The organism is Aeromicrobium piscarium (genome assembly GCF_007421815.1).
In the GTDB taxonomy this organism is placed as follows: Bacteria; Actinomycetota; Actinomycetes; order Propionibacteriales; family Nocardioidaceae; genus Aeromicrobium; species Aeromicrobium piscarium.
Genome location: NZ_VLNT01000003.1, coordinates 236,604 through 255,049, shown reverse-complemented (window position 1 = coordinate 255,049; position 18,446 = coordinate 236,604). Strand labels below are relative to the sequence as shown.

General features: G+C 67.3%; 16 protein-coding genes. 4 read left to right on the top strand and 12 right to left on the bottom strand.

Features of this window, described 5'->3' with window-relative positions:
• Positions 1-19: 19 nt before the first annotated feature.
• The 10 genes from FNM00_RS06155 to FNM00_RS06110 all read right to left on the bottom strand — a co-directional run bounded on the left by FNM00_RS06155 (position 20) and on the right by FNM00_RS06110 (position 10,846).
• Positions 20-793: an SDR family oxidoreductase gene (locus FNM00_RS06155; RefSeq protein ID WP_143912463.1), complete on the bottom strand. Its 774-nt coding sequence runs from the start codon at positions 791-793 to the stop codon at positions 20-22.
• Positions 793-1,731: a dihydrodipicolinate synthase family protein gene (locus tag FNM00_RS06150; protein ID WP_143912462.1), complete on the bottom strand. Its 939-nt coding sequence runs from the start codon at positions 1,729-1,731 to the stop codon at positions 793-795. Before FNM00_RS06150 ends, FNM00_RS06155 begins: the two co-directional genes overlap by 1 nt.
• On the bottom strand, positions 1,716-2,504 hold the full coding sequence (locus FNM00_RS06145; protein ID WP_143912460.1) for an enoyl-CoA hydratase-related protein: 789 nt from the start codon (positions 2,502-2,504) through the stop codon (positions 1,716-1,718). The genes FNM00_RS06150 and FNM00_RS06145 overlap by 16 nt, the downstream gene beginning before the upstream one ends.
• Entirely contained in the window at positions 2,501-3,712 is a 1,212-nt protein-coding gene (locus FNM00_RS06140; protein ID WP_143912458.1) for a CaiB/BaiF CoA transferase family protein, read from the bottom strand. The genes FNM00_RS06145 and FNM00_RS06140 overlap by 4 nt, the downstream gene beginning before the upstream one ends.
• A complete protein-coding gene (locus FNM00_RS06135; protein ID WP_143912456.1) occupies positions 3,713-5,083 on the bottom strand; it encodes an FAD-dependent oxidoreductase in 1,371 nt (456 codons plus the stop codon).
• An 8-nt stretch (positions 5,084-5,091) separates the two neighbouring features.
• Positions 5,092-6,384, bottom strand: coding sequence for an MFS transporter (locus FNM00_RS06130; protein WP_143912455.1), 1,293 nt, complete (start codon positions 6,382-6,384; stop codon positions 5,092-5,094).
• Positions 6,385-6,622: 238 nt separating this feature from the next.
• Entirely contained in the window at positions 6,623-7,801 is a 1,179-nt protein-coding gene (locus tag FNM00_RS06125; RefSeq protein ID WP_143912453.1) for a CaiB/BaiF CoA transferase family protein, read from the bottom strand.
• A 12-nt stretch (positions 7,802-7,813) separates the two neighbouring features.
• On the bottom strand, positions 7,814-8,431 hold the full coding sequence (locus tag FNM00_RS06120) for a helix-turn-helix domain-containing protein (protein ID WP_143912451.1): 618 nt from the start codon (positions 8,429-8,431) through the stop codon (positions 7,814-7,816).
• A 197-nt stretch (positions 8,432-8,628) separates the two neighbouring features.
• Complete coding sequence (locus FNM00_RS06115) at positions 8,629-9,516, bottom strand: MaoC family dehydratase (protein WP_185973005.1); 888 nt, start codon at positions 9,514-9,516, stop codon at positions 8,629-8,631.
• Positions 9,509-10,846 carry a 3-oxoacyl-ACP reductase gene (locus FNM00_RS06110; RefSeq protein ID WP_143912448.1) on the bottom strand — a complete coding sequence of 446 codons (1,338 nt, stop codon included), beginning with the start codon at positions 10,844-10,846 and terminating at the stop codon, positions 9,509-9,511. The genes FNM00_RS06115 and FNM00_RS06110 overlap by 8 nt, the downstream gene beginning before the upstream one ends.
• Before the next feature lie 119 nt (positions 10,847-10,965).
• Here FNM00_RS06110 and FNM00_RS06105 point away from each other — a divergent pair, with 119 nt between their 5' ends.
• A complete protein-coding gene (locus FNM00_RS06105) occupies positions 10,966-12,276 on the top strand; it encodes an acetyl-CoA C-acetyltransferase (RefSeq protein WP_143912446.1) in 1,311 nt (436 codons plus the stop codon).
• 35 nt (positions 12,277-12,311) lie between these two features.
• Here FNM00_RS06105 and FNM00_RS06100 read toward each other — a convergent pair whose 3' ends face one another.
• Positions 12,312-12,986: a TetR/AcrR family transcriptional regulator gene (locus FNM00_RS06100; RefSeq protein ID WP_143912444.1), complete on the bottom strand. Its 675-nt coding sequence runs from the start codon at positions 12,984-12,986 to the stop codon at positions 12,312-12,314.
• Between the two features lie 53 nt (positions 12,987-13,039).
• On the opposite strand from FNM00_RS06100, the gene uvrB reads away from it, so the two are divergent.
• The 3 genes from uvrB to FNM00_RS06085 all read left to right on the top strand — a co-directional run bounded on the left by uvrB (position 13,040) and on the right by FNM00_RS06085 (position 17,022).
• A complete protein-coding gene (gene uvrB, locus FNM00_RS06095; RefSeq protein ID WP_143912442.1) occupies positions 13,040-15,118 on the top strand; it encodes an excinuclease ABC subunit UvrB in 2,079 nt (692 codons plus the stop codon).
• Complete coding sequence (locus FNM00_RS06090; protein WP_143912440.1) at positions 15,111-15,851, top strand: aldose 1-epimerase; 741 nt, start codon at positions 15,111-15,113, stop codon at positions 15,849-15,851. Before uvrB ends, FNM00_RS06090 begins: the two co-directional genes overlap by 8 nt.
• A gap of 181 nt (positions 15,852-16,032) precedes the next feature.
• Positions 16,033-17,022, top strand: a complete 990-nt coding sequence (locus FNM00_RS06085) for a TerC family protein (protein WP_143912439.1) — start codon at positions 16,033-16,035, stop codon at positions 17,020-17,022.
• Between the two features lie 4 nt (positions 17,023-17,026).
• Here the strand turns inward: FNM00_RS06085 and FNM00_RS06080 are convergent, their stop codons facing one another.
• Positions 17,027-18,436 (bottom strand): APC family permease, encoded by a 1,410-nt coding sequence (locus FNM00_RS06080; protein ID WP_143912437.1) that lies wholly within the window; start codon positions 18,434-18,436, stop codon positions 17,027-17,029.
• Positions 18,437-18,446 lie beyond the last annotated feature (10 nt).

Here is an 18,446-nt window from a genome sequence, read left to right as displayed (position 1 = left end):
ATTTCCTTCCGTGTGTCGATCAGAGCGACCGGACGAGTCCGCCGTCGCACCGAAGGGCGACGCCGGTGATGTACGAGGAGGGCTCGCCGCAGAGGAATGCGGCGGTGGCGCCGAACTCGGCGGGTTCGCCGTAGCGGCCGGCCGGGATGGTCTGCTGCGAGCGTCTCCTGACCTCGGCGATGTCGATACCGTCGCGTTCGGCCTGGAGGGCGTCGAGCCGGGCGACCCGCTCGGTCCCGATACGTCCCGGCAGTAGCAGGTTGACGGTCACCGCATCGGCGGCGACCTCGGCGGCGAGCGTCTTGAGATAGCCGGCCAGGGCGGCTCGTCCGAGATTCGAGGTCGCCAGATTCGCCAGCGGGGCAGTGACGCCGGACGAGCCGATCGCGAGGATCCGCCCCCACCCGCGTTCGCGCATCCGCGGCAGCACTCGGGAGATCAGGTCCCGGCCGGGCTGCACCAGCTGAGCGATCGCCTCATCGACGTCATCGGCGCTCAACGCCGCGGCTGGACCTGGCCGCGGGCCCGGTCCGTTCAGCACGAGGATATCGATCGGACCGAAGGCCTCCTGCGCCGCCGCCATCGCCCGTTCCCGGGAGAACGGATCGGTGAGGTCCAGCTCGACGCCGATGGCCGACGGCAGCGCGTCCGCGATCCGTGCGGCCGTCTCGCCTCGCCGCCCGGTGACGACGACATGCGCACCCTCCTCGGCCAATGCCTCGGCCACGGCTCGCCCGAGACCGCCGGTCGATGCCGCGACGAAGGCGGTCTTGCCGTTCATCCGTAGATCCATCAGTTGTCCCTTCCGAGCCGTTCGGCGCGGGCGATATGCCCATCGGCGACAGTGGTGAGCTGGGTGGGAAAGCCGGCCGCCGGCGGACGCACGGTCCGTTCGGTGAGCAGACCACGGCGGGTGAGCAGATCCTTGCGCAGGGCGAGGGCGATGCGCGGCTGCTGCTCGTAGTTGATCAGCGGGAGATAGGGCGTCAGCGCCTGCCAGGCGCCGTCCTCGTCACCGGCCAGCCAAGCGCCGACACAGGCCACCAGCACCTCGGGGAAGGAGAAGCCCGTCATGGCGCCGGCCGCGCCCGCGGCCAGCTCGTCGAGCAGACTCTGGCCTCCGAGACCTCCGAAGATCGATACCGTGGTCTCCTCGGCGATCCGGGCGATGGCCATCGCCGTCGGCGGTGCCTCGGCCTTGACTGCGCAGACGAACGGGCATGCGCGGACGACATCGATCAGATCGTCGAGGGCGATCGACACGCCGCTCGCCACCGGATAGTTCTGCAACACGATCGGTGCCCCGGTCGCGATGGAGATCTCCTGGAGGTGGGCGATGACCCGATCGGGCTGCGCCGAATTGACGTGGACCATGACGGCCCGGAGGCGTTCACCCGCGACCGCTTGAGCCTGCTGAATCTCCTCGATCGCGGGGCGAGTGGACAGCGAAGCGATACCGACGACGAGGGGCAGATCGCTAGCCTCGATCACAGAGCTCAGGATCCGTCGACGCTCTTCGACGGTCAGCGATGCCGCCTCGCCGAAGACACCGAGCACCGTGATCCCGGTGACCTCGCACGCGCCGTAGAACTCGGTCATCCGGATCAGGCTCCGCTCGTCGAGGTCCTGCGACGACCCGGTGAAGGGAGTCGGCATGACCGCCCACACGCCGGGTTCGAGCGGTGTCGACCGGTCCTCGCGAGGGCTCGCCGCGATCACCGGCCGACCCATCGCGGTGCTCGCTTCTCTTGGAACGCCCGGACCCCTTCGGCCTCGTCCTCGGTGTCAAGTGCCGCCATCAGGGCGGGAAGCCGGGCGACCCTCGCCTCCGCGGCGGTCAGATGGGCGGTGCGACTCACCGTCTGCTTGATAGCGCGCACCGAGGTGGGGGCGCAGGCGAGGATCTGCTCGATCCAGCGGTCGACCGCCGCGTCGAGATCCTCCATGGCGACGACCTCGTTGACGAGTCCCATCCGGTGGAGCTCCGAGGCGGTGGCCCGGCGACCGGTCAGCAGCAGCCCCATGGCCTGGGTGTGGGGCACCCGCCGGACGAGGAGGGTGATGCCACCGTCCATCGGCAGTCGGGCGACCCGAGGCTCGGGGAGCCCGAGCTGTGCGTGTTCCGCGGCGATCACGATATCGGCGCCGAGCACCATCTCCATGCCGCCACCAAGGGCATAGCCGTTGACGCGGGCGATGACGGGGATGTCGAGGGTCGACCGCAGGCTGAGGCCGCCGAAGCCGTTGGAATCCCCGTCGGCCCAGTACTCCAAGCCGGTCTTCTCCGTCGTATCCGCTCCCATGTCGGCGCCGGTGCAGAAGGCCTTCTCTCCGGCGCCGGTCACCACCACCGCACGGATCGAACGGTCCGACTCGATCTCGAGCCAGATCTCGTTGAGCCGCTCGTGGGTCGCGCGGTCCACGGCGTTGAGTACCCGTGGCCGGTCGATCATGACGGTCGCGACGCCGCGCTCGTCGACGGTGAAGGTCACGTTGTCGCTCATCCGAGCACCCCCAGGTCATTCAGCCGGTCGATGCTCTCGTCGTCGAAGCCGTTCTCGCGCAGGATCTCGGTGGTGTGCTCGCCGAGCCTCGGGGCGACCCGGCGGACGCTCGCCGGAGTATCGGACAGATGGATCGGGGCGTCGAGCATGTGGAAGCTGCCCGCGACCGGATGTTCGCCCTCGACGATCATCCGATTCACCGCTGTCTGTTCATCGGCCAGCGCCTCCTCGAGCGAGAGCACCGGAGCACTGAGCACCCCCTCGGCCTCGAGCCGATCGGTCCAATGCCGCGTCGTATTGGTGGCGAAGCGCGCGGCGAGCACCGCCTGCAATCGGCTCCGGTTGGCCATCTGATCGTCGAAGGTGGCGAACTCCGGGCGGTCGGTGAGGTTCTCGTCGAACTCCAACGCGGCGGAGATGTGGCGTAGCGGATCGGGGGTGAAGCCGCCGACCATGCAGACCGCCGAGTCCTGGGTGGCGAAGACACCGCTCAGCGGCATCCGTCCCCAGTTCACCTCGTAGCCGCGATTGAGCTGCATCCCGGCCTCCTGCATCTGCATGTGCAGCATCGAGTCGTACATGGCGACCTCCACCCGCTGCCCCTCGCCGGTCGTGTCGCGGCTGCGCAACGCGAGCAGGATGCCCTGGAATAGGTGCATCCCGGTGGTGTAGTCGCATAGCGTGGTGGGATAGGCCGATAGCGGCTCGTCATCGGAGTTTCGCCGCCAGATCAGGCCGGAATAGGCTTGGTTGATGGCGTCCTGGCCTCCCAGCGAGGAGTAGGGGCCCGTCGATCCGAAACCGGTGCCCGAGGCCCAGATCAGCCGCGGGTTGAGGCGGTGCAGCTCCTCCCACCCGAATCCCATCCGCTCCATGACCCCGGATCGGAAGTTGCTGACCACGACATCGGCCTCGGCGATGATCCGTCGCAGCGCCGCGCGCCCCTCGTCACGGCGGGTATCGATCGTGATACCGCGCTTGTTCCGGTTGATCGACAGGAAGATCGGGTTGTCCGGTCCGTCCTCATCGGGATAGGAGCTCCGGGAGATGTCGCCGACTCCCGGCCGCTCGACCTTGATGACGTCAGCGCCGAAGTCACCCAGCAGCTGGGTACAGCTGGGGCCCATGAAGACCTGGGTGAAGTCGACGACGACGATGCCCGCGAGGGGGAGCACCGTCTGCTCGGGCTCCGTATTCGGGGTGTTCATTCAGTCCTCCTCTGTCGTGGTTCCTGGATCATCGAAGCTGGCATTCGCCGCCGGGACGTCACCCGGATCGGCGTTGTGCCGGCGCATCCCGGTTTGGATGTCGACCGCTGGGACATCGCGTACGCGGACTCCCTGCTGCAAGGAGAGGGCCGCGGCGATGCCGGTCGCCTGGCCCATCGCCATGCACGGCGGGATCTCCCGGGAGGCCTTCTGCGCGTCCGGAGTCGCCGAGTAGTGCCGTCCGGCGACGAGCAGCTGGTCGACCTTGGTGGGAATCAGCGAGCGGTAGGGGTAGTAATAGTCGCGGCCGCGGGCGACCGAGTCGGTGAAGTGCCGGCGCTGCATCACATCGTCCTTCGTCATGACGTACTCACCTTGCAGCAGGCGTGTCTGCCGGACCCCCATCTGCGGTGCGGTGTCGAGGACGACCGCGTCGGCGAAACCGGGCAGGTGCTCGCGTACATAGTCGACGGCCTCGACGATGCGGTCCCGCGCGAGGAAGTCGGCCTCGGTGAGGGACTGCGGATCGGTGCCGTCGAAACCGCTCATATGTGGGGCATTGCACCACACCACGCCCTCGAGCGGGGTCTTCAGCCACCAGAGATCCCAGGCGCCTCCGAGAATGCGCTTCACCTGGCGATTGATCGCCCGTGCTTCCTTGGGCTCGCGCTGCTCGAACTGCTCGGCGAGCTGGGTGTCGATGCCGCCGAGCCGGAAGACGAGCGTGGTGATGTAGCTGCCCTGGATGTGGTCGGCACCGGCCCGTGAGGCGACGTCGATGTCCCCGGTAGTGTCGATGACGACATCGGCCAGGTGGGCCCGGGGGCCTTCCTTCGTCTCAGTGACGGCTCCCTTGAGGACGCCATCGTCGACGATCGGCCGGGAGAACCAGGAGTGGAGCACCAGATTCACACCCGACTCGCGGACGAGGTCATTGGAGACGCGCTTCCAGCCATCTGGATCGAATGCCGCCGCATAGCAGATCGGCTTGGGATTCGTGTGGGAGTGGAAGTCGAAGGTGCCGTAGCGCCCCCACTTGTTCCACAGCTCCTGTGAGCGGGTCCGGTCCTCCGGCGGCGGAACGACTGCGAGGCCGAGGTGCTGCAAGCGTTCGACATATTCCGACACGATGCCCGTGACAGTGATCTCCTGTCCGTTGATCATGTCGTCGAGGACGAGCACCATGCCGCCTGAGGCGAGACCGCCGAGATAGGAGTAGCGCTCGAGCAGGGTGACGCTGACGCCGGAGCGTGCCGCCGTCACGGCGGCGGCGACGCCGGCGGGGCCGCCGCCGACGACGAGGACGTCCGAACGCGAGGCGATCGGGGCGGCGAGGTCGCCCGTGGTGAGTGCAAGGTCGTTGGTGTGCATGATTCCTTTCATTTTCCGGCGTGAACGCCGTTGTACTTCCGGGCGAGCAGGTACAGCACCACGCTGACCACGGAGAGCGTGGCCACATAGAGGGGGAAAGCCCAGTCGAGTCCGCGGGACTGGAACCAGACGAGCAGATAGGAGGCGGTGCCGCCGAAGAGCGCGACCCCGAGGCCATAGCCCAGCGAGGTGCCGGCGCCGCGGAAGCGCTTCTCCATCAGCGAGGTGGAGATAACGTTGTAGAGGGTCATGTTGAGAACGAGCACCACGGATCCGCCGAGGAGCACGGCCGCGAAGCCGCCGAGCCCGGGCTGGGTGTAGAGCAGCATGAGGAATACGGAGGGAACGGCGAGCAGCCGGGTCACGACGAACCAGGGTGCGAGGTCGCGGCCATCGGTCAGGCGCCCGACGATCCTGGCGCCGATGACCAGGATGAGCCCCAGGATCGTGGTGAGGCCGAAGACCTTCTGGGGGTCCTCGTCCATCACCGAACGGGCCGCATTGGGGAGCCCGGTGTTCCAGGCGTAGTTATAGGCCTGGACGGCGCCGACGATGAAGACGATCGCCAGCACGCTGAGCCAGGCCCGCCGGACGCCGACCCAGACGGAGCCCGCGGACTCCTCGCTCTCGCTGCTGGTCATGGTCTCGGGCAGATTGCGGCGCAGGTACAGGATGACGACGCTCGAGGCGGCGCCGATGGCGAAGGCGATCCGCCATCCCCAGTCGTCCATGTGGCCGGCCGGGATGGTCAGCGAGATGAGGAAGGTGACCAGCGGCGCGCCGACGATGCCGAGGTTGACGTAGAACGCCATGATGCCGGCGACGTAGCCTTCGCGGCCGGGTGGCACGAGTTCGATGGCGTGGGCGGTCGAGAGCGGAGCCTCGACTCCGGCCGAGATGCCCTGCACGACGCGGCAGAGCAGGAGAATGACGCCCGCCCACGGGCCGATCTGATCGTAGGTGGGGGCGATCGCGATGACCAGGGTGCTCAGCGCCATGATCGTGATTGAGAACATCATGACGCGCCGGCGGCCGATGCGGTCGGCGATGGTGCCGAGCACGACTCCGCCGAGGGGGCGGAAGAGGAATCCGACCGCGAAGACCGCCAAGGTGCTGAGAGTCGACGCCACCGGGTCGTCATTGGGGAAGAAATTCGGCCCGATGTAGGTCGAGAGCAGGCCGAAGATCATCCAGTCGTACCACTCGAGGGTGTTGCCCAGCCCCAAGCTGAGCAGTCCACGGCGGGTCTCGGGAGTGAGCTCATCGCGGGCGCGAGTGGCCCCATGTGTGGTGTCAGTCATACTTCTCCTCGTAAGACGTCGAGCGGAGAAGCCATGCGGAGCTGCCCCGGATCGTGTTTTATCTTACTAAAGATTTTTATTATGTCTACGGTCACGTCGTGGTCGTCCGTTGCCGGCACATCCATGAGTGACCCGGTCGAGACCCATCAGGCCAGCGCGGACAGACGACACCGCCTCCCCGAAGTCACGGCGATGGTGGTGGACCGGGGAGGCGGTGGAGGAGATCGGCGACCGTGAGTCAGCGCACGGAGCCGTCGGCGAAGAGCGCCTCGATATCGCTGCTGTCGTAGCCGAGCTCCGCCAGCAACTCGTGACTGTGCTGCCCCAGCCGGGGCGGCGTATGCCTGACCTCGGGGGTCACGGCGGACATCGTGATCGGGGGAGCGATGGTGCGGACGAGTCGCCCCTCGTCGTCGGTGAACTCGAGGATCATCTGGTTGTGCGCCGTCTGCGGGTCGCTGAGCGCCTCGGCGAGTGTGCGGACCGGGCCGCACAGGACGTCCTGCTCCTCCAGCGCCGTGAGCCAGTGTTCGGACGAGCGCTCACACAGCCGTTCCGCGATGATTTTCCGAATCTCGGTGCGGTTCTCCTTCAACCGGTCCAAGGACGAGAAGCGCTCCTCGGCTGAGAGATCCGGTAGCCCGAGGGCCGCGCAGATATCGGCGAGGGGGTTCGGCTTGAAGGCGCCGATGATGACGATCTCGGAGTCCGCGGTGGGGAAGCAGCCACTCAAAGGCATCAGCGCCCAGTTCAGCTCCTCGTCGAACATCAGCCGGGTCGTGGCCTCCTGCATCTGCATGGCCAGCATCGAGTCGTAGAGACTGACCTCCACTTGCTGGCCGCGGCCCGTGCGCTCACGATCCAGCAGGGCGAGCAGGATGCCCTGGACGAGATGGAGGCCCGCGGTGTAGTCGGCGAGGGGAGTGGCGTAGATGGCGACCGGGTGGCTCGGATCGGAGAGACGCTTCATCACCCCGGAGTACGCCTGCCCGAGCACGTCCTGGCCGCCCTTGTGGACATAGGGCCCACTGGAGCCGAAGCCCGAGCCCGCTGCCCAGATGATCCGTGGGTTGATCGCCGAGACGGCCTCGTAGCCGAGGCCCAGGCGCTCCATGACCCCGGGGCGGAAGTTGCTGACGACGACATCGGCATCGCGCAGCAGGTCGTGTACGACCCGGCGGCCGTCCTCGCTGGTGAGATCGATCGCGATACCGCGCTTGTTGCGATTCAAGCTGAGGAAGACCGGATTGTCGGCACCGGTGTGGGCCAGCACTCCAGTGCGCGAGAGATCGCCGCCCTGAGGCCGCTCGACCTTGACGACATCCGCGCCGAAGTCACCCAGAGTCTGCGTGCAGGACGGACCGAGCATGACCTGGGTGAAGTCGATGATCCTGATACCGTCCAACGGGCCTCCCATGGGGCACCTGCCTTACCAAGTCGGCGGCGAGACGATCCAGATCGCCGTGCACGTCTCGTCGTAGCTGTTCGCGTACCAGTGCGGGATGGTGGAGTCGAAAGTGATCGAGTCTCCCTCATCGAGGGTGTGGCACCGGCCGTCCAGGTACACATCGAGACGGCCGGAAAGCACGATACCGACCTCCTCGCCGCCATGGGTGAAGGGCTGGTCGCTGGTGTCGTGGCCCGCGGGCGTGACCACCCAGAGCGCCTCGATGGTGCCATTGAGGTCGGGAGTCAACAGCTCGAAGACCTCCTGGCCTACCGCTTCGGGGGCCACGCTGCGCAGATCGCGGCGCTCCGATCTGCGCACGACGGGAGACATGGTGCTGGTGTGGCTGGGGAGGAACTTGCCGACCGGCAGGTCCAGTCCGTGGGCCAGCTGCGCGAGGGTCGAGAACGACGGGTTGGCCTGCCCGCGCTCCAGTTGGCTGATGATCGCGGGGCTGAGGCCCGACAAGGCCGACAGCTCGGCCAGGGTGAGACCCTTCTCGCGGCGGCGTGCGTGGGCGGTCGCTCCGATGCTCTCCAGCATGGCCGCCACCGGGAAGCCCATGGACGAGGGATCCGGTGAAGGGCGAGAGGGGCTCATCGTGGTCGGCACCTTTCCATCGTGAGGGGGGGCGCCGTCCGTCGAGCTCGCATCTGATGTCTCCGTGGATGTCGCCACGGGTACCAGGGTACAAAGCGCGGCCATCGGCGCCTCCCCCGGGAAGCTGAGGCGAGCCTCCTCATCGGCCGGCGAGGGCCTGGCGATGAGGAGGCCCGCTAGGAACGGGGCGCCGCTGGTCAGGCGGGGACGATGGCGCCGACGAGATGCTCGGTCGAGCCGTCCTCGCTCCGCACACCGAAGATCGTGCGTCCGGACTGGCGCTCGCTGCCGAAGACGATGGTGCCGGGCAGCAGGATCGGCTTCTTGAACTCGACCGTCGCGGTGTACGCCTCGGGCAGGTCGTCGAGCGCCGACAGGCACTTGGCCTTGGTCCACATCCCGTGCGCGATGGCGCGGGGGAATCCGAAGGCCTTGGCGGTGAGCGGATGCAGATGGATCGGATTGCGATCCCCGGACACGGCCCCGTAACTGCGCCCCAGGCCACCGGGCAGCGTCCAGTGGATCGGTCCGCGCGGTGCCTCGACACCGTCCAGCGGGGGAGTCGTCGGCTCAGGCCCGCTGCCGCTGCGGCCGCGAAAGAAGAGCGTCATGCTCTCGTCCCAGACGAGCTCGTCGCCGACCCGCGCCTCCGAGAGCAGTTCGACGAGCTGCCCCTTCGGATGCGGTGTGAGCTGGGCGGCACGCAAGGAGATGTCGTACGACTCCGTCACGCCGATCGGGCGATGCTGGGTGATCCGGTTCCGCAGATGCACCGCGCCCATCGGCGTGAAGGGGAACGACGTGTCGGTCATCATCGTCAGGTGCAGGGTGTGCGCGGCCAGATGCGGGTACGTCGCCGGGAGCGACGAGAACGGGTCGAATCCGCAGACCCGGCGGTACCGCTCGAGATGGGCCTGATCCGTCGTGACCCGCCGGCGGATCAGCGTGGTCTCGGGCAGCTCGCCGCGCGAGTGCTTGATCCCCGGCAGCGACCCGATGACCGGCAATGCCGGCAACGCGGCCTTGAGCATGAGCGGCAGCCCCGCTGGCGCGGAGTCGAACGTGCGCGTGTTCTGGTCAGGCACCGAGGAACCCCTGACCGCAGACGCGCACGACATTGCCGGTGATGGCACCGGAGCCCGGGTGGGCGTACCAGGCGATCGCCTCGGCGACGTCGATCGGCTGGCCGCCCTGTGAGAGCGAGCTGAGCCGGCGCCCCGCCTCACGGATGCCGATCGGCATCGTCTGGACCATGTCCGTCTCGATGAATCCGGGGGCGATCGCATTGACCGTGATCCGGCGATCGGTGAGCCGCGGAGCCAGCTCCTGCACGAAGCCGATGACCCCGGCCTTGGCGGTGCCGTAGTTGGTCTGACCGTTGTTGCCGGCGATTCCCGCGATCGAGGAGATGCCGATGACGCGTCCGCCCTCGCGGATCAGCCCGCGGTCGAGCAGCTCGTCGGTGATGCGCTGCGGCGCGCCCACGCTCACATCGATGACCTTGTCCCAGTTCTCGGCCTTCATGTTCTTGAGTCGCTTGTCGCGCGTGATGCCCGCGTTGTGGACGACGATGTCGACGCCCTCGCCCAGCTGGTCGGCGATCGTGGTCGGGGCGTCATCGGCCGTGATGTCGGCGATGATCGACGTTCCACCGAGCTCGTCCATCAGGGTCTCGAGGTCGCCCTGCAAAGGCGGGACGTCCAAGCCCACGATGGTGGCGCCATCGCGATGCAGGGTGCGTGCCATCGCGGCTCCGAGACCACGGGACGCGCCGGTCACGAGAGCGACCTTGCCCGTGAGGGGGGCGTCGGACGCCGCCGGCTCCTCGGCATCGGCGAGGTCGGTGGTGCCGATCCTGATGACCTGCCCGTCGACGAAGGCGGACTTCGGCGAGAGGAGGAACTGCAGTGTCGAGTCGACCGCGTCGGCAGCCTCGGGGGAGACGTAGACCAGATTGGCAGTGCTGCCGTTACCGCCGATCTCCTTGCCCAGTGATCGCACGAAGCCCTCGAGTCCACGCTGGGCGATGGCGGCCCCGGCGCCGGCCGTGCGTTCCGGCAAGGTGCCGAGCACGACGACGCGACCGCAGGAGGCCAGCTGGCGCAGCACCGGGGTGAAGAACTCCTGCAGGGCGATGAGATCACGGGTCGAGGCCAGATCGGTGGCGTCGAAGACGAGGCCGGCGTAGCGACGTCCTTCGGCGCGCACCGTGGTCGTCTCGATCCCGTCGTTCTTCAGCAGCTGGGGCAGCGAGCCGAACAGGAGCCCGTCCGAGGACCCGCCGAGCAGCACGGTGCCATCGACGAGGGGGCCTCCGTTCCAGCGCTTGAGCTCCGGTGGATTGGGCAGGCCGATGTTCTTGACCAGGAACTGGGCGATCGGATTCTGGATCAGCGACTGGTAACGGTCGGTCATCGCGACATGTGTCCTATCTCTCGGATACCCTCGGTATCTGAACGCGTTAGTGTGACTGTAGCCTGCCGTGACAGGCGAGTCCACACGGACGTCCCAGCTCCTGCGAAGAAAGGTCCGTCATGGCCCAGAAGCCGGCTTCGGCCAACGACGCCACCGTCCGCCGCGTCGCGGTGATCGGCGGCAACCGCATCCCGTTCGCACGCTCCAACACCGTCTACGCGGGTGTCTCCAATCAGGAGATGCTGACGGCGGCGTTGAACGGCCTCGTCGACCGCTTCGGACTGGAAGGCGATCGTCCGGGGGAGGTCGTCGCCGGTGCGGTGCTCAAGCACAGTCGCGACTTCAACCTGACCCGCGAGACGGTCCTCGGCTCGAAGCTCTCCCCGGCCACCCCTGCCATCGACATCCAGCAGGCGTGCGACACCGGTCTGCAGGCCACCATCCAGGTGGCGAACAAGATCGCCCTGGGCAAGATCGACTACGGCATCGCGGGCGGCACCGACACCACCAGTGACGCGCCGCTCGCGGTCGGCGACAAGCTGCGCAAGATCCTCATCCAGGTCAACGCGGCCAAGGACACGCCGACGCGGTTGAAGCTGCTCAGCAAGATCCGTCCGCAGCACCTCGCCCCCGATCAGCCCCGCAACGAGGAGCCGCGTACCGGGCTCTCGATGGGCGACTCCCAGGCCTTGACGGGCGACGAGTGGGGGATCTCGCGCGAGGCCCAGGACGAGCTCGCGGTCGCCTCGCACCAGCATCTCGCGGCGTCCTATGACGACGGCTGGCAGGACGATCTGGTCACACCGTTCAAGGGCGTCGAGCGCGACAACAACCTGCGCGCGGACTCGAGCCTGGAGAAGCTCGCCAAGCTCAAGCCGGTCTTCGGCAAGCAGCTCGGCGAGCGTGCCACGATGACGGCAGCCAACTCGACGCCCCTGTCGGACGGCGCCTCGGTCGTGCTGCTCGCCTCCGAGGACGAGGCGGCCGCACGCGGCTGGGAGCCGCTAGCCTATGTGACCGACTACGAGACCGCCGCGGTCGATTACGTCAACGGTGGCGAGGGTCTGCTCATGGCCCCGGTCTATGCCGTGCCGCGCATGCTCGAGCGCAACGGGCTGACGCTGCAGGACTTCGACTTCTACGAGATCCACGAGGCCTTCGCCTCCCAGGTCCTCACCACGCTGGCCGCCTGGGAGGACGCGGACTACTGCAAGCAGAAGCTGGGGCTGGACGCTCCACTGGGATCGATCGATCGCGCCAAGCTGAACGTCAAGGGCTCTTCGTTGGCGGCGGCGCACCCGTTCGCGGCGACCGGCGGCCGCATCGTGGCGAATCTCGCCAAGCTGCTCCACGAGAAGGGTTCGGGTCGTGGTCTGATCTCGGTCTGCGCTGCGGGCGGCCAGTGCGTGGTGGCGATCCTCGAGGCCTGAGAGGTTCCGCTAACCGACCGGCGAGGGATGGTGGGTCATCCCTCGCCGGCAGCGGCGGAGGTCGGGGATACCGCCATCGCGACCATGGCCCTCTTCGCCCACGACACGACCTCTCCCAGAGGGAGATCCGCCATGACCGGCATGCCGGAGTTCAACTCGCGGATCGATTTCTGGAAGCCGACGAGATTGAGGACGCCGAGGCCCTGCGCGTAGAGCACATTGGCGAGCAGCTGCGGATCGCTCACGGCGAACTCGCCGGTGGCATTGCCGGCCTCGAGCGCCCGCACCACGTGGTCCAGGCACTGGAACATCGCCTGGCCCAACTCGACGAGACGATTCTGGCTCACCTCGTCCACGAGGTCGGTGCCGCGGAAGCGCAGCAGCGCCTGGGCGCAGTCGACGAAGGCCGGGAACGCGGTGCCGTAGGCGAAGAAGGCCTCGGCCTGGGCGTCCAGGCGTTCCGTGGGTGTGCCGGCGTTCGCGTCGGCCTCGGCCATCCGATCACCGAGCTCGCCGAGGTAGTCCACCAGCGTCATCGCGAAGAGTTCTTCCTTCGTCGTGAAGTGCCGGTAGATGATGGCCCGGTTGATGCCGACCTTCTTGGCGATGTCGTCGATCTGCGCCTCGCGCATCCCTCGCTGGTCGAACAAGGTGCGGGTGGCGTCGACGATCTCCCGGGCGCGGCGGGCCCGCCGCTCGTCTGGTGACATGGGCTCACTGTATCGATCGGTTCTTGTCAGTGGCCCGGCGTACGCTGGTCGATATGAGATCAGCGACCGAGTTGACCCGTCAAGTGGCGCCGTTCGAGGTCGTCTCGGACTACGCGCCGGCCGGGGACCAACCCGCCGCGATCGCCGAGATCAGTAAGCGCATCACGGGGGGTACGCCCGATGTCGTGCTGATGGGCGCGACGGGCACGGGCAAGACGGCCACGACGGCCTGGATCGCCGAGCAGCTCCAGCGCCCGATGCTCGTCCTCCTGCCCAACAAGACCCTCGCCGCCCAGTTCGCCAATGAGTTGCGCGAGTTGCTGCCGAACAACGCGGTCGAGTACTTCGTCTCGTACTACGACTACTACCAGCCTGAGGCGTACATCGCGCAGTCCGATACCTACATCGAGAAGGACTCCTCGATCAACGAGGAGGTCGAGCGGCTGCGGCACTCGGCCACCTGGTCGCTGCTCACCCGTCGCGACGTGGTCGTGGTGGCCACGGTGTCCTGTATCTACGGTCTGGGCTCGGCGCAGGAGTACCTCAACCGCATGATCGGCTTCAAGGTCGGCGACGAGGTCGACCGCGACGAGCTGCTCCGCACCCTCGTCCAGGCGCAGTACGTCCGCAATGACGTCGCCGCGACGCGCGGCACCTTCCGGGTCAAGGGCGACACCCTCGAGATCTTCCCGGTCTACCAGGAGATGGCGGTGCGCATCGAGTTCTTCGGCGATGAGATCGAACGGCTGATGACCCTGCATCCGCTCACCGGCGAGGTGCTCAGCGACGACAAGGAGCTCTTCGTCGGTGCCGCCACCCACTATGCCGCCGGCCAGGATGTCATGACCCGGGCCATCGAGGGCATCCAGCGCGAGCTGGAGGAACGGCTTCAGGTGCTCGAGCGCGAGGGCAAGCTGCTCGAGGCCCAGCGGCTGCGTATGCGCACCACCTACGACCTGGAGATGATGGAGCAGGTCGGGACCTGCTCGGGCATCGAGAACTACTCCCTGCACATGGACGGCCGCGCCCCGGGCACCGCCCCCAACTGCCTCTTGGACTACTTCCCGGACGATTTCATGCTGGTCGTCGACGAGTCGCATGTCACGATCCCGCAGATCGGGGCGATGTACGAGGGCGACATGAGCCGCAAGCGCTCGCTGGTCGAGCACGGCTTCCGGCTGCCGAGCGCGATGGACAATCGTCCGCTGAAGTGGCCGGAGTTCCTCGAGCGCATCGGCCAGACCATCTACCTGTCGGCCACCCCGGGCTCGTACGAGCTCGACAAGGTCGGTGGCGACGTGGTCGAGCAGATCATCCGGCCCACAGGGCTGGTCGATCCCGAGGTCATCGTCAAGCCCACCAAGGGGCAGATCGACGATCTGGTCGATGAGATCAACGGACGGGTCGAGAAGGGCGAGCGCGTGCTCGTCACCACCCTCACCAAGAAGATGTCCGAGGACCTCACCGACTACCTCCTCGAAGCCGGCATCCGCACGCGCTATCTCCACAGTGAGGTCGACACCCTGCGTCGCGTCGAGCTGCTCCGCGAGCTGCGGATGGGCGAGTATGACGTCCTCGTCGGCATCAACCTGCTCCGCGAGGGCCTCGACCTGCCTGAGGTGAGCCTGGTGGCGATCCTCGATGCCGACAAGGAGGGCTTCCTTCGCTCAGAGCGTTCCCTCATCCAGACCATCGGCCGTGCGGCTCGCAATGTCTCCGGTCAGGTCATCATGTACGCCGACACCATCACGGACTCGATGGAGTTCGCGATCGAGGAGACCAACCGCCGCCGCGAGAAGCAGGTCGCCTACAACCGGGAGCGCGGCATCGACCCGCAGCCGCTGCGCAAGAAGATCGGCGACATCACCGACCTGCTCGCGCGTGAGGATGCCGACACCAAGAACCTGCTCGCCGCCACCGGCGACCACCGCCGCAAGGGGGTGGCCGTGCCGCTGGGGGAGAAGGCCGCAGGAGACATGCCCTCCGGCGAACTGGCCTCACTCATCGATCAGCTGAACCAGCAGATGCATCAGGCTGCCGAGGAGCTGCAGTTCGAGGTGGCGGCCCGTCTCCGCGACGAGATCGGCGATCTCAAGAAGGAGCTTCGCGGCATGATCGAGGCCGGTGCCTGAGCTGCTGCGACTCGTCGACGACGGCGTCGAGGCCACCATCGATCCGTCCGCGGGAGGACGGATCACCTCGTTGCGGTTCGGCGATCATGAGGTCGTCGGCGGCAGCGGCGATCCGGACGAGGATCCCTCGACGGCCGGCGGCATCTTCGCGATGGTGCCGTGGGCCGGCCGCTGGCGCGGTCACCGGGCACATGGTCTCGGGCGAGACCGGGTCTGGCGCGTCGACGGTTCGGACCTCGTGCTGGACATCGTCGACGGCCCGCTGCCGGGATCGGCGCGCCTGCGCTATCGGGTCGGTCCGCGAGCTCTGCACATCGGCCTCGAGTGGCAGCCGGCCGCCACCGGCGCCCCGGCGGTGCTGGGTCTCCATCCTTGGCTGCGGCGGGAGGTGAGCGGGAGCGCCGCAGTGGTCGAACTGCCGGCGGAGTTCATGCTCGAGCGCGGTGACGACCATCTCCCCACGGGCAGACGCGTCCCCGTGCCGCCGGGCCCGTGGGATGACTGTTTCCGCCTGCGGTCCGCTCCGGTGGTGCGATGGCCCGGCGTGCTGGCGCTGCAGCTCGAAGCCGACACTCCGTGGTGGGTCGTCTACACCGAACGCGAGTCCGCGATCTGTCTCGAGCCGCAGACCGCTCCACCCGACGCCCTCGACCGGGCGGACGCCGATGTCGACCTGCATCGACGATCGATCCGGCTCAGCCTGCACGCCGGGGAGACGTCTGCGGTGGGTTGACCCCTTCGCTCGTCCGTCCCGCTCCTCGCCGCGAGTTCGAGCCGCCGCGGTGCCACAATGGTCGGCGGAGGACACCGTTCCTTCGCCGCAGCGCCACCGCCCAGGGGGACTCCTCAGCGACGGGACGGGTCGCGACGGGCGAGACCTCCGGCGGCCCACCCACACTCGGAGGACATCACGCGTGAACGTCTCTGCGCTCGAATGGGGTATCACCCTCGGCGTCACCATCGCCATCCTGCTCGTCGACATCCTCGTCATCGCGCGGCGGCCCCATGAACCGTCCACCCGTGAGACGTCCCTGGCGTTGTCCTTCTATATCGGCCTCGCGATCCTCTTCGGATTCTTCGTCTGGTGGCGTCACGGCCAGGACCGGGGCATCGAGTTCTTCGCCGGCTGGCTCACCGAGTACAGCCTGTCGATCGACAACCTGTTCATCTTCATCATCATCATGGCGAGCTTCGGGGTGCCGCGGAAGTACCAACAGGAGGCCCTGCTGGTCGGCATCATCCTGGCACTGGTCTTCCGCGGGATCTTCATCGCCATGGGCGCTGCCGCCATCGAGAACCTGTCCTGGGTGTTCTACGTCTTCGGCGCCTTCCTCGTCTACACGGCCGCCAAGCTCGCCTTCGGCGGCGATGACGAGGACGACGCCGAGAACGCCGTGGTTCGGTTCGCACGACGCCGCTTCCGGATGAGCGACGAATGGCACGGTCTGACTCTGGTCGTGCGAGAAGGAGGCAAACGCGCCGTCACGCCGATGGCGCTGGTCATCGTGGCGCTGGGCACCACCGATGTCATGTTCGCACTCGATTCGATCCCTGCGATCTTCGGACTGACCCGCGAGCCCTATCTCGTCTTCACCGCGAACGTGTTCGCTCTCATGGGACTGCGTCAGCTGTACTTCCTCATCGGCGGCCTGCTGCAGCGGCTGGTCTTCTTGTCGTACGGGCTGGCTCTGCTGCTGTTCTTCATCGGCGTCAAGTTGGTTCTGGAGGCTCTGCACGAGAACGAGCTCCCCTTCATCAACGGCGGCGAGCCCGTCCCGGTGCCATCGATTCCGACGCTGGTCAGCCTCGGAGTCATCATCGCGATACTCGCCGTGACGGCGGTCGTCAGTCTCTGGTACTCGGCCCGCCACGCGACGAGTGACGCGTCTCGGACCGACGGGTAGGACCTCAGCTGCGGTGGGATCGAGGCTCGTCGGACTCTTCCACGGCCTTCAATCGTTGTCCCCGGCGGCGGCTGGCGATGTACATCGGGATGCTGAGCACCAGTCCGAGGGACAACAGGATCGCGGCGACCTCGTACTCGGCCGCGGGGCGTCCCGACAGCGGGGTCACCAGGTACAGGCACGACAGCACTCCCAGGAGCGCCACCGGCGTCCACGTGCGGAAGTGACCGTGGTCCACGCGGTCGCGCCGCAGCACCAGCACGGCGGCGTTGACGACGCCGAAGACCGCGAGGAGTAGGAGCGAGGTCGTTCCGCCTAGTACCGAGACGGCATTCTCACTGGCATAGGAGACATAGGCGATGAGGGCCAGGGCGATCAGCGTCGTGAAGATGATCGACACGTAGGGAGTTCGACGTCGCTGTCCCACGCGGGACAGCACACCCGGGATGACGCCCTGCCGGGCCATGCCGTAGAGCAGACGGCTGGCCATCAGCATGTTGATGAGGGCAGAGTTCGCGACGGCGAACATGGAGATGAAGGGCAGGATGTCGGCGATCGGCAGGTTCGGTGCGCCCCGTTCGACGACGGTCACCAAGGGCGTGTCGTTGCTGGCGAGGTCGCCGACCGGCACGAGCGCCACGGCGCAGATGGAGACCAGCACGTAGGTGCCGCCGGCGATGCCGAGACCGGTGAGCATGATCCGCGGGAAGATACGATTGGGCTCGTGGCATTCCTCGGCCATGTTCACCGAGTCCTCGAAGCCGACCATCGCGAAGAAGGCCAGCGAGGTGGCGGTCGTGACGGCCAGGAAGACGTTCTTGTCGTCCGGCGTCTCGAAGGCGATCACACGGCCCCAGTCCGCGTCGCCCCCGGCGATCGCGTAGAAGCCGACGAGGATCACCAGCAGCAGGCCCGACAACTCGATCATCGTCAGCACGGCATTGGTCTTGACGCCCTCGCTGACGCCGCGCAGGTTGATCGCCGCGACGACGAGCATGAAGCCGAGAGCCATGGCCATGATCGAGGTGTTGCCGGCCTCCCAGCCGACCCCGACGGCCAGATTGGAGGCGAAGGCTCGCGCGGCCGTCGATGCCGAGGTGATACCCGAGCACATGACCGTGAAGGCGATCATGAAGGTCAGCAGGTGGATCCCGAAGGCCTTGTGCACGTACAGGGCGGCGCCGGCGGCTTGCGGGTACTTGGTCACGAGCTCCAGATAGGAGAAGGCCGTCAAGAGGGCCACCGCGAAGGCGATGAGGAAGGGCAGCCACGCCGCGCCCCCGACCTCGGCGGCCACCTGACCGGTGAGAGCGTAGACACCGGTGCCGAGGATGTCGCCGACGATGAACAACAGGAGCAGCTTCGGCCCCATCACCCGGCGGAGTTCCGGCTGCTGGGAGGTCTGGGTGGTCATCGTCGTCGCC

Coding starts and splice junctions, on each gene's coding strand:
- FNM00_RS06080 (WP_143912437.1), bottom strand. CDS start 18,436: ATGACCACCCAGACCTCCCAGCAGCCGGAACTCCGCCGGGTGATGGGG.
- FNM00_RS06155 (WP_143912463.1), bottom strand. CDS start 793: ATGGATCTACGGATGAACGGCAAGACCGCCTTCGTCGCGGCATCGACC.
- FNM00_RS06120 (WP_143912451.1), bottom strand. CDS start 8,431: ATGAGCCCCTCTCGCCCTTCACCGGATCCCTCGTCCATGGGCTTCCCG.
- FNM00_RS06110 (WP_143912448.1), bottom strand. CDS start 10,846: ATGACCGACCGTTACCAGTCGCTGATCCAGAATCCGATCGCCCAGTTC.
- FNM00_RS06145 (WP_143912460.1), bottom strand. CDS start 2,504: ATGAGCGACAACGTGACCTTCACCGTCGACGAGCGCGGCGTCGCGACC.
- FNM00_RS06100 (WP_143912444.1), bottom strand. CDS start 12,986: ATGTCACCAGACGAGCGGCGGGCCCGCCGCGCCCGGGAGATCGTCGAC.
- FNM00_RS06150 (WP_143912462.1), bottom strand. CDS start 1,731: ATGGGTCGGCCGGTGATCGCGGCGAGCCCTCGCGAGGACCGGTCGACA.
- uvrB (WP_143912442.1), top strand. CDS start 13,040: ATGAGATCAGCGACCGAGTTGACCCGTCAAGTGGCGCCGTTCGAGGTC.
- FNM00_RS06105 (WP_143912446.1), top strand. CDS start 10,966: ATGGCCCAGAAGCCGGCTTCGGCCAACGACGCCACCGTCCGCCGCGTC.
- FNM00_RS06140 (WP_143912458.1), bottom strand. CDS start 3,712: ATGAACACCCCGAATACGGAGCCCGAGCAGACGGTGCTCCCCCTCGCG.
- FNM00_RS06125 (WP_143912453.1), bottom strand. CDS start 7,801: ATGGGAGGCCCGTTGGACGGTATCAGGATCATCGACTTCACCCAGGTC.
- FNM00_RS06135 (WP_143912456.1), bottom strand. CDS start 5,083: ATGCACACCAACGACCTTGCACTCACCACGGGCGACCTCGCCGCCCCG.
- FNM00_RS06130 (WP_143912455.1), bottom strand. CDS start 6,384: ATGACTGACACCACACATGGGGCCACTCGCGCCCGCGATGAGCTCACT.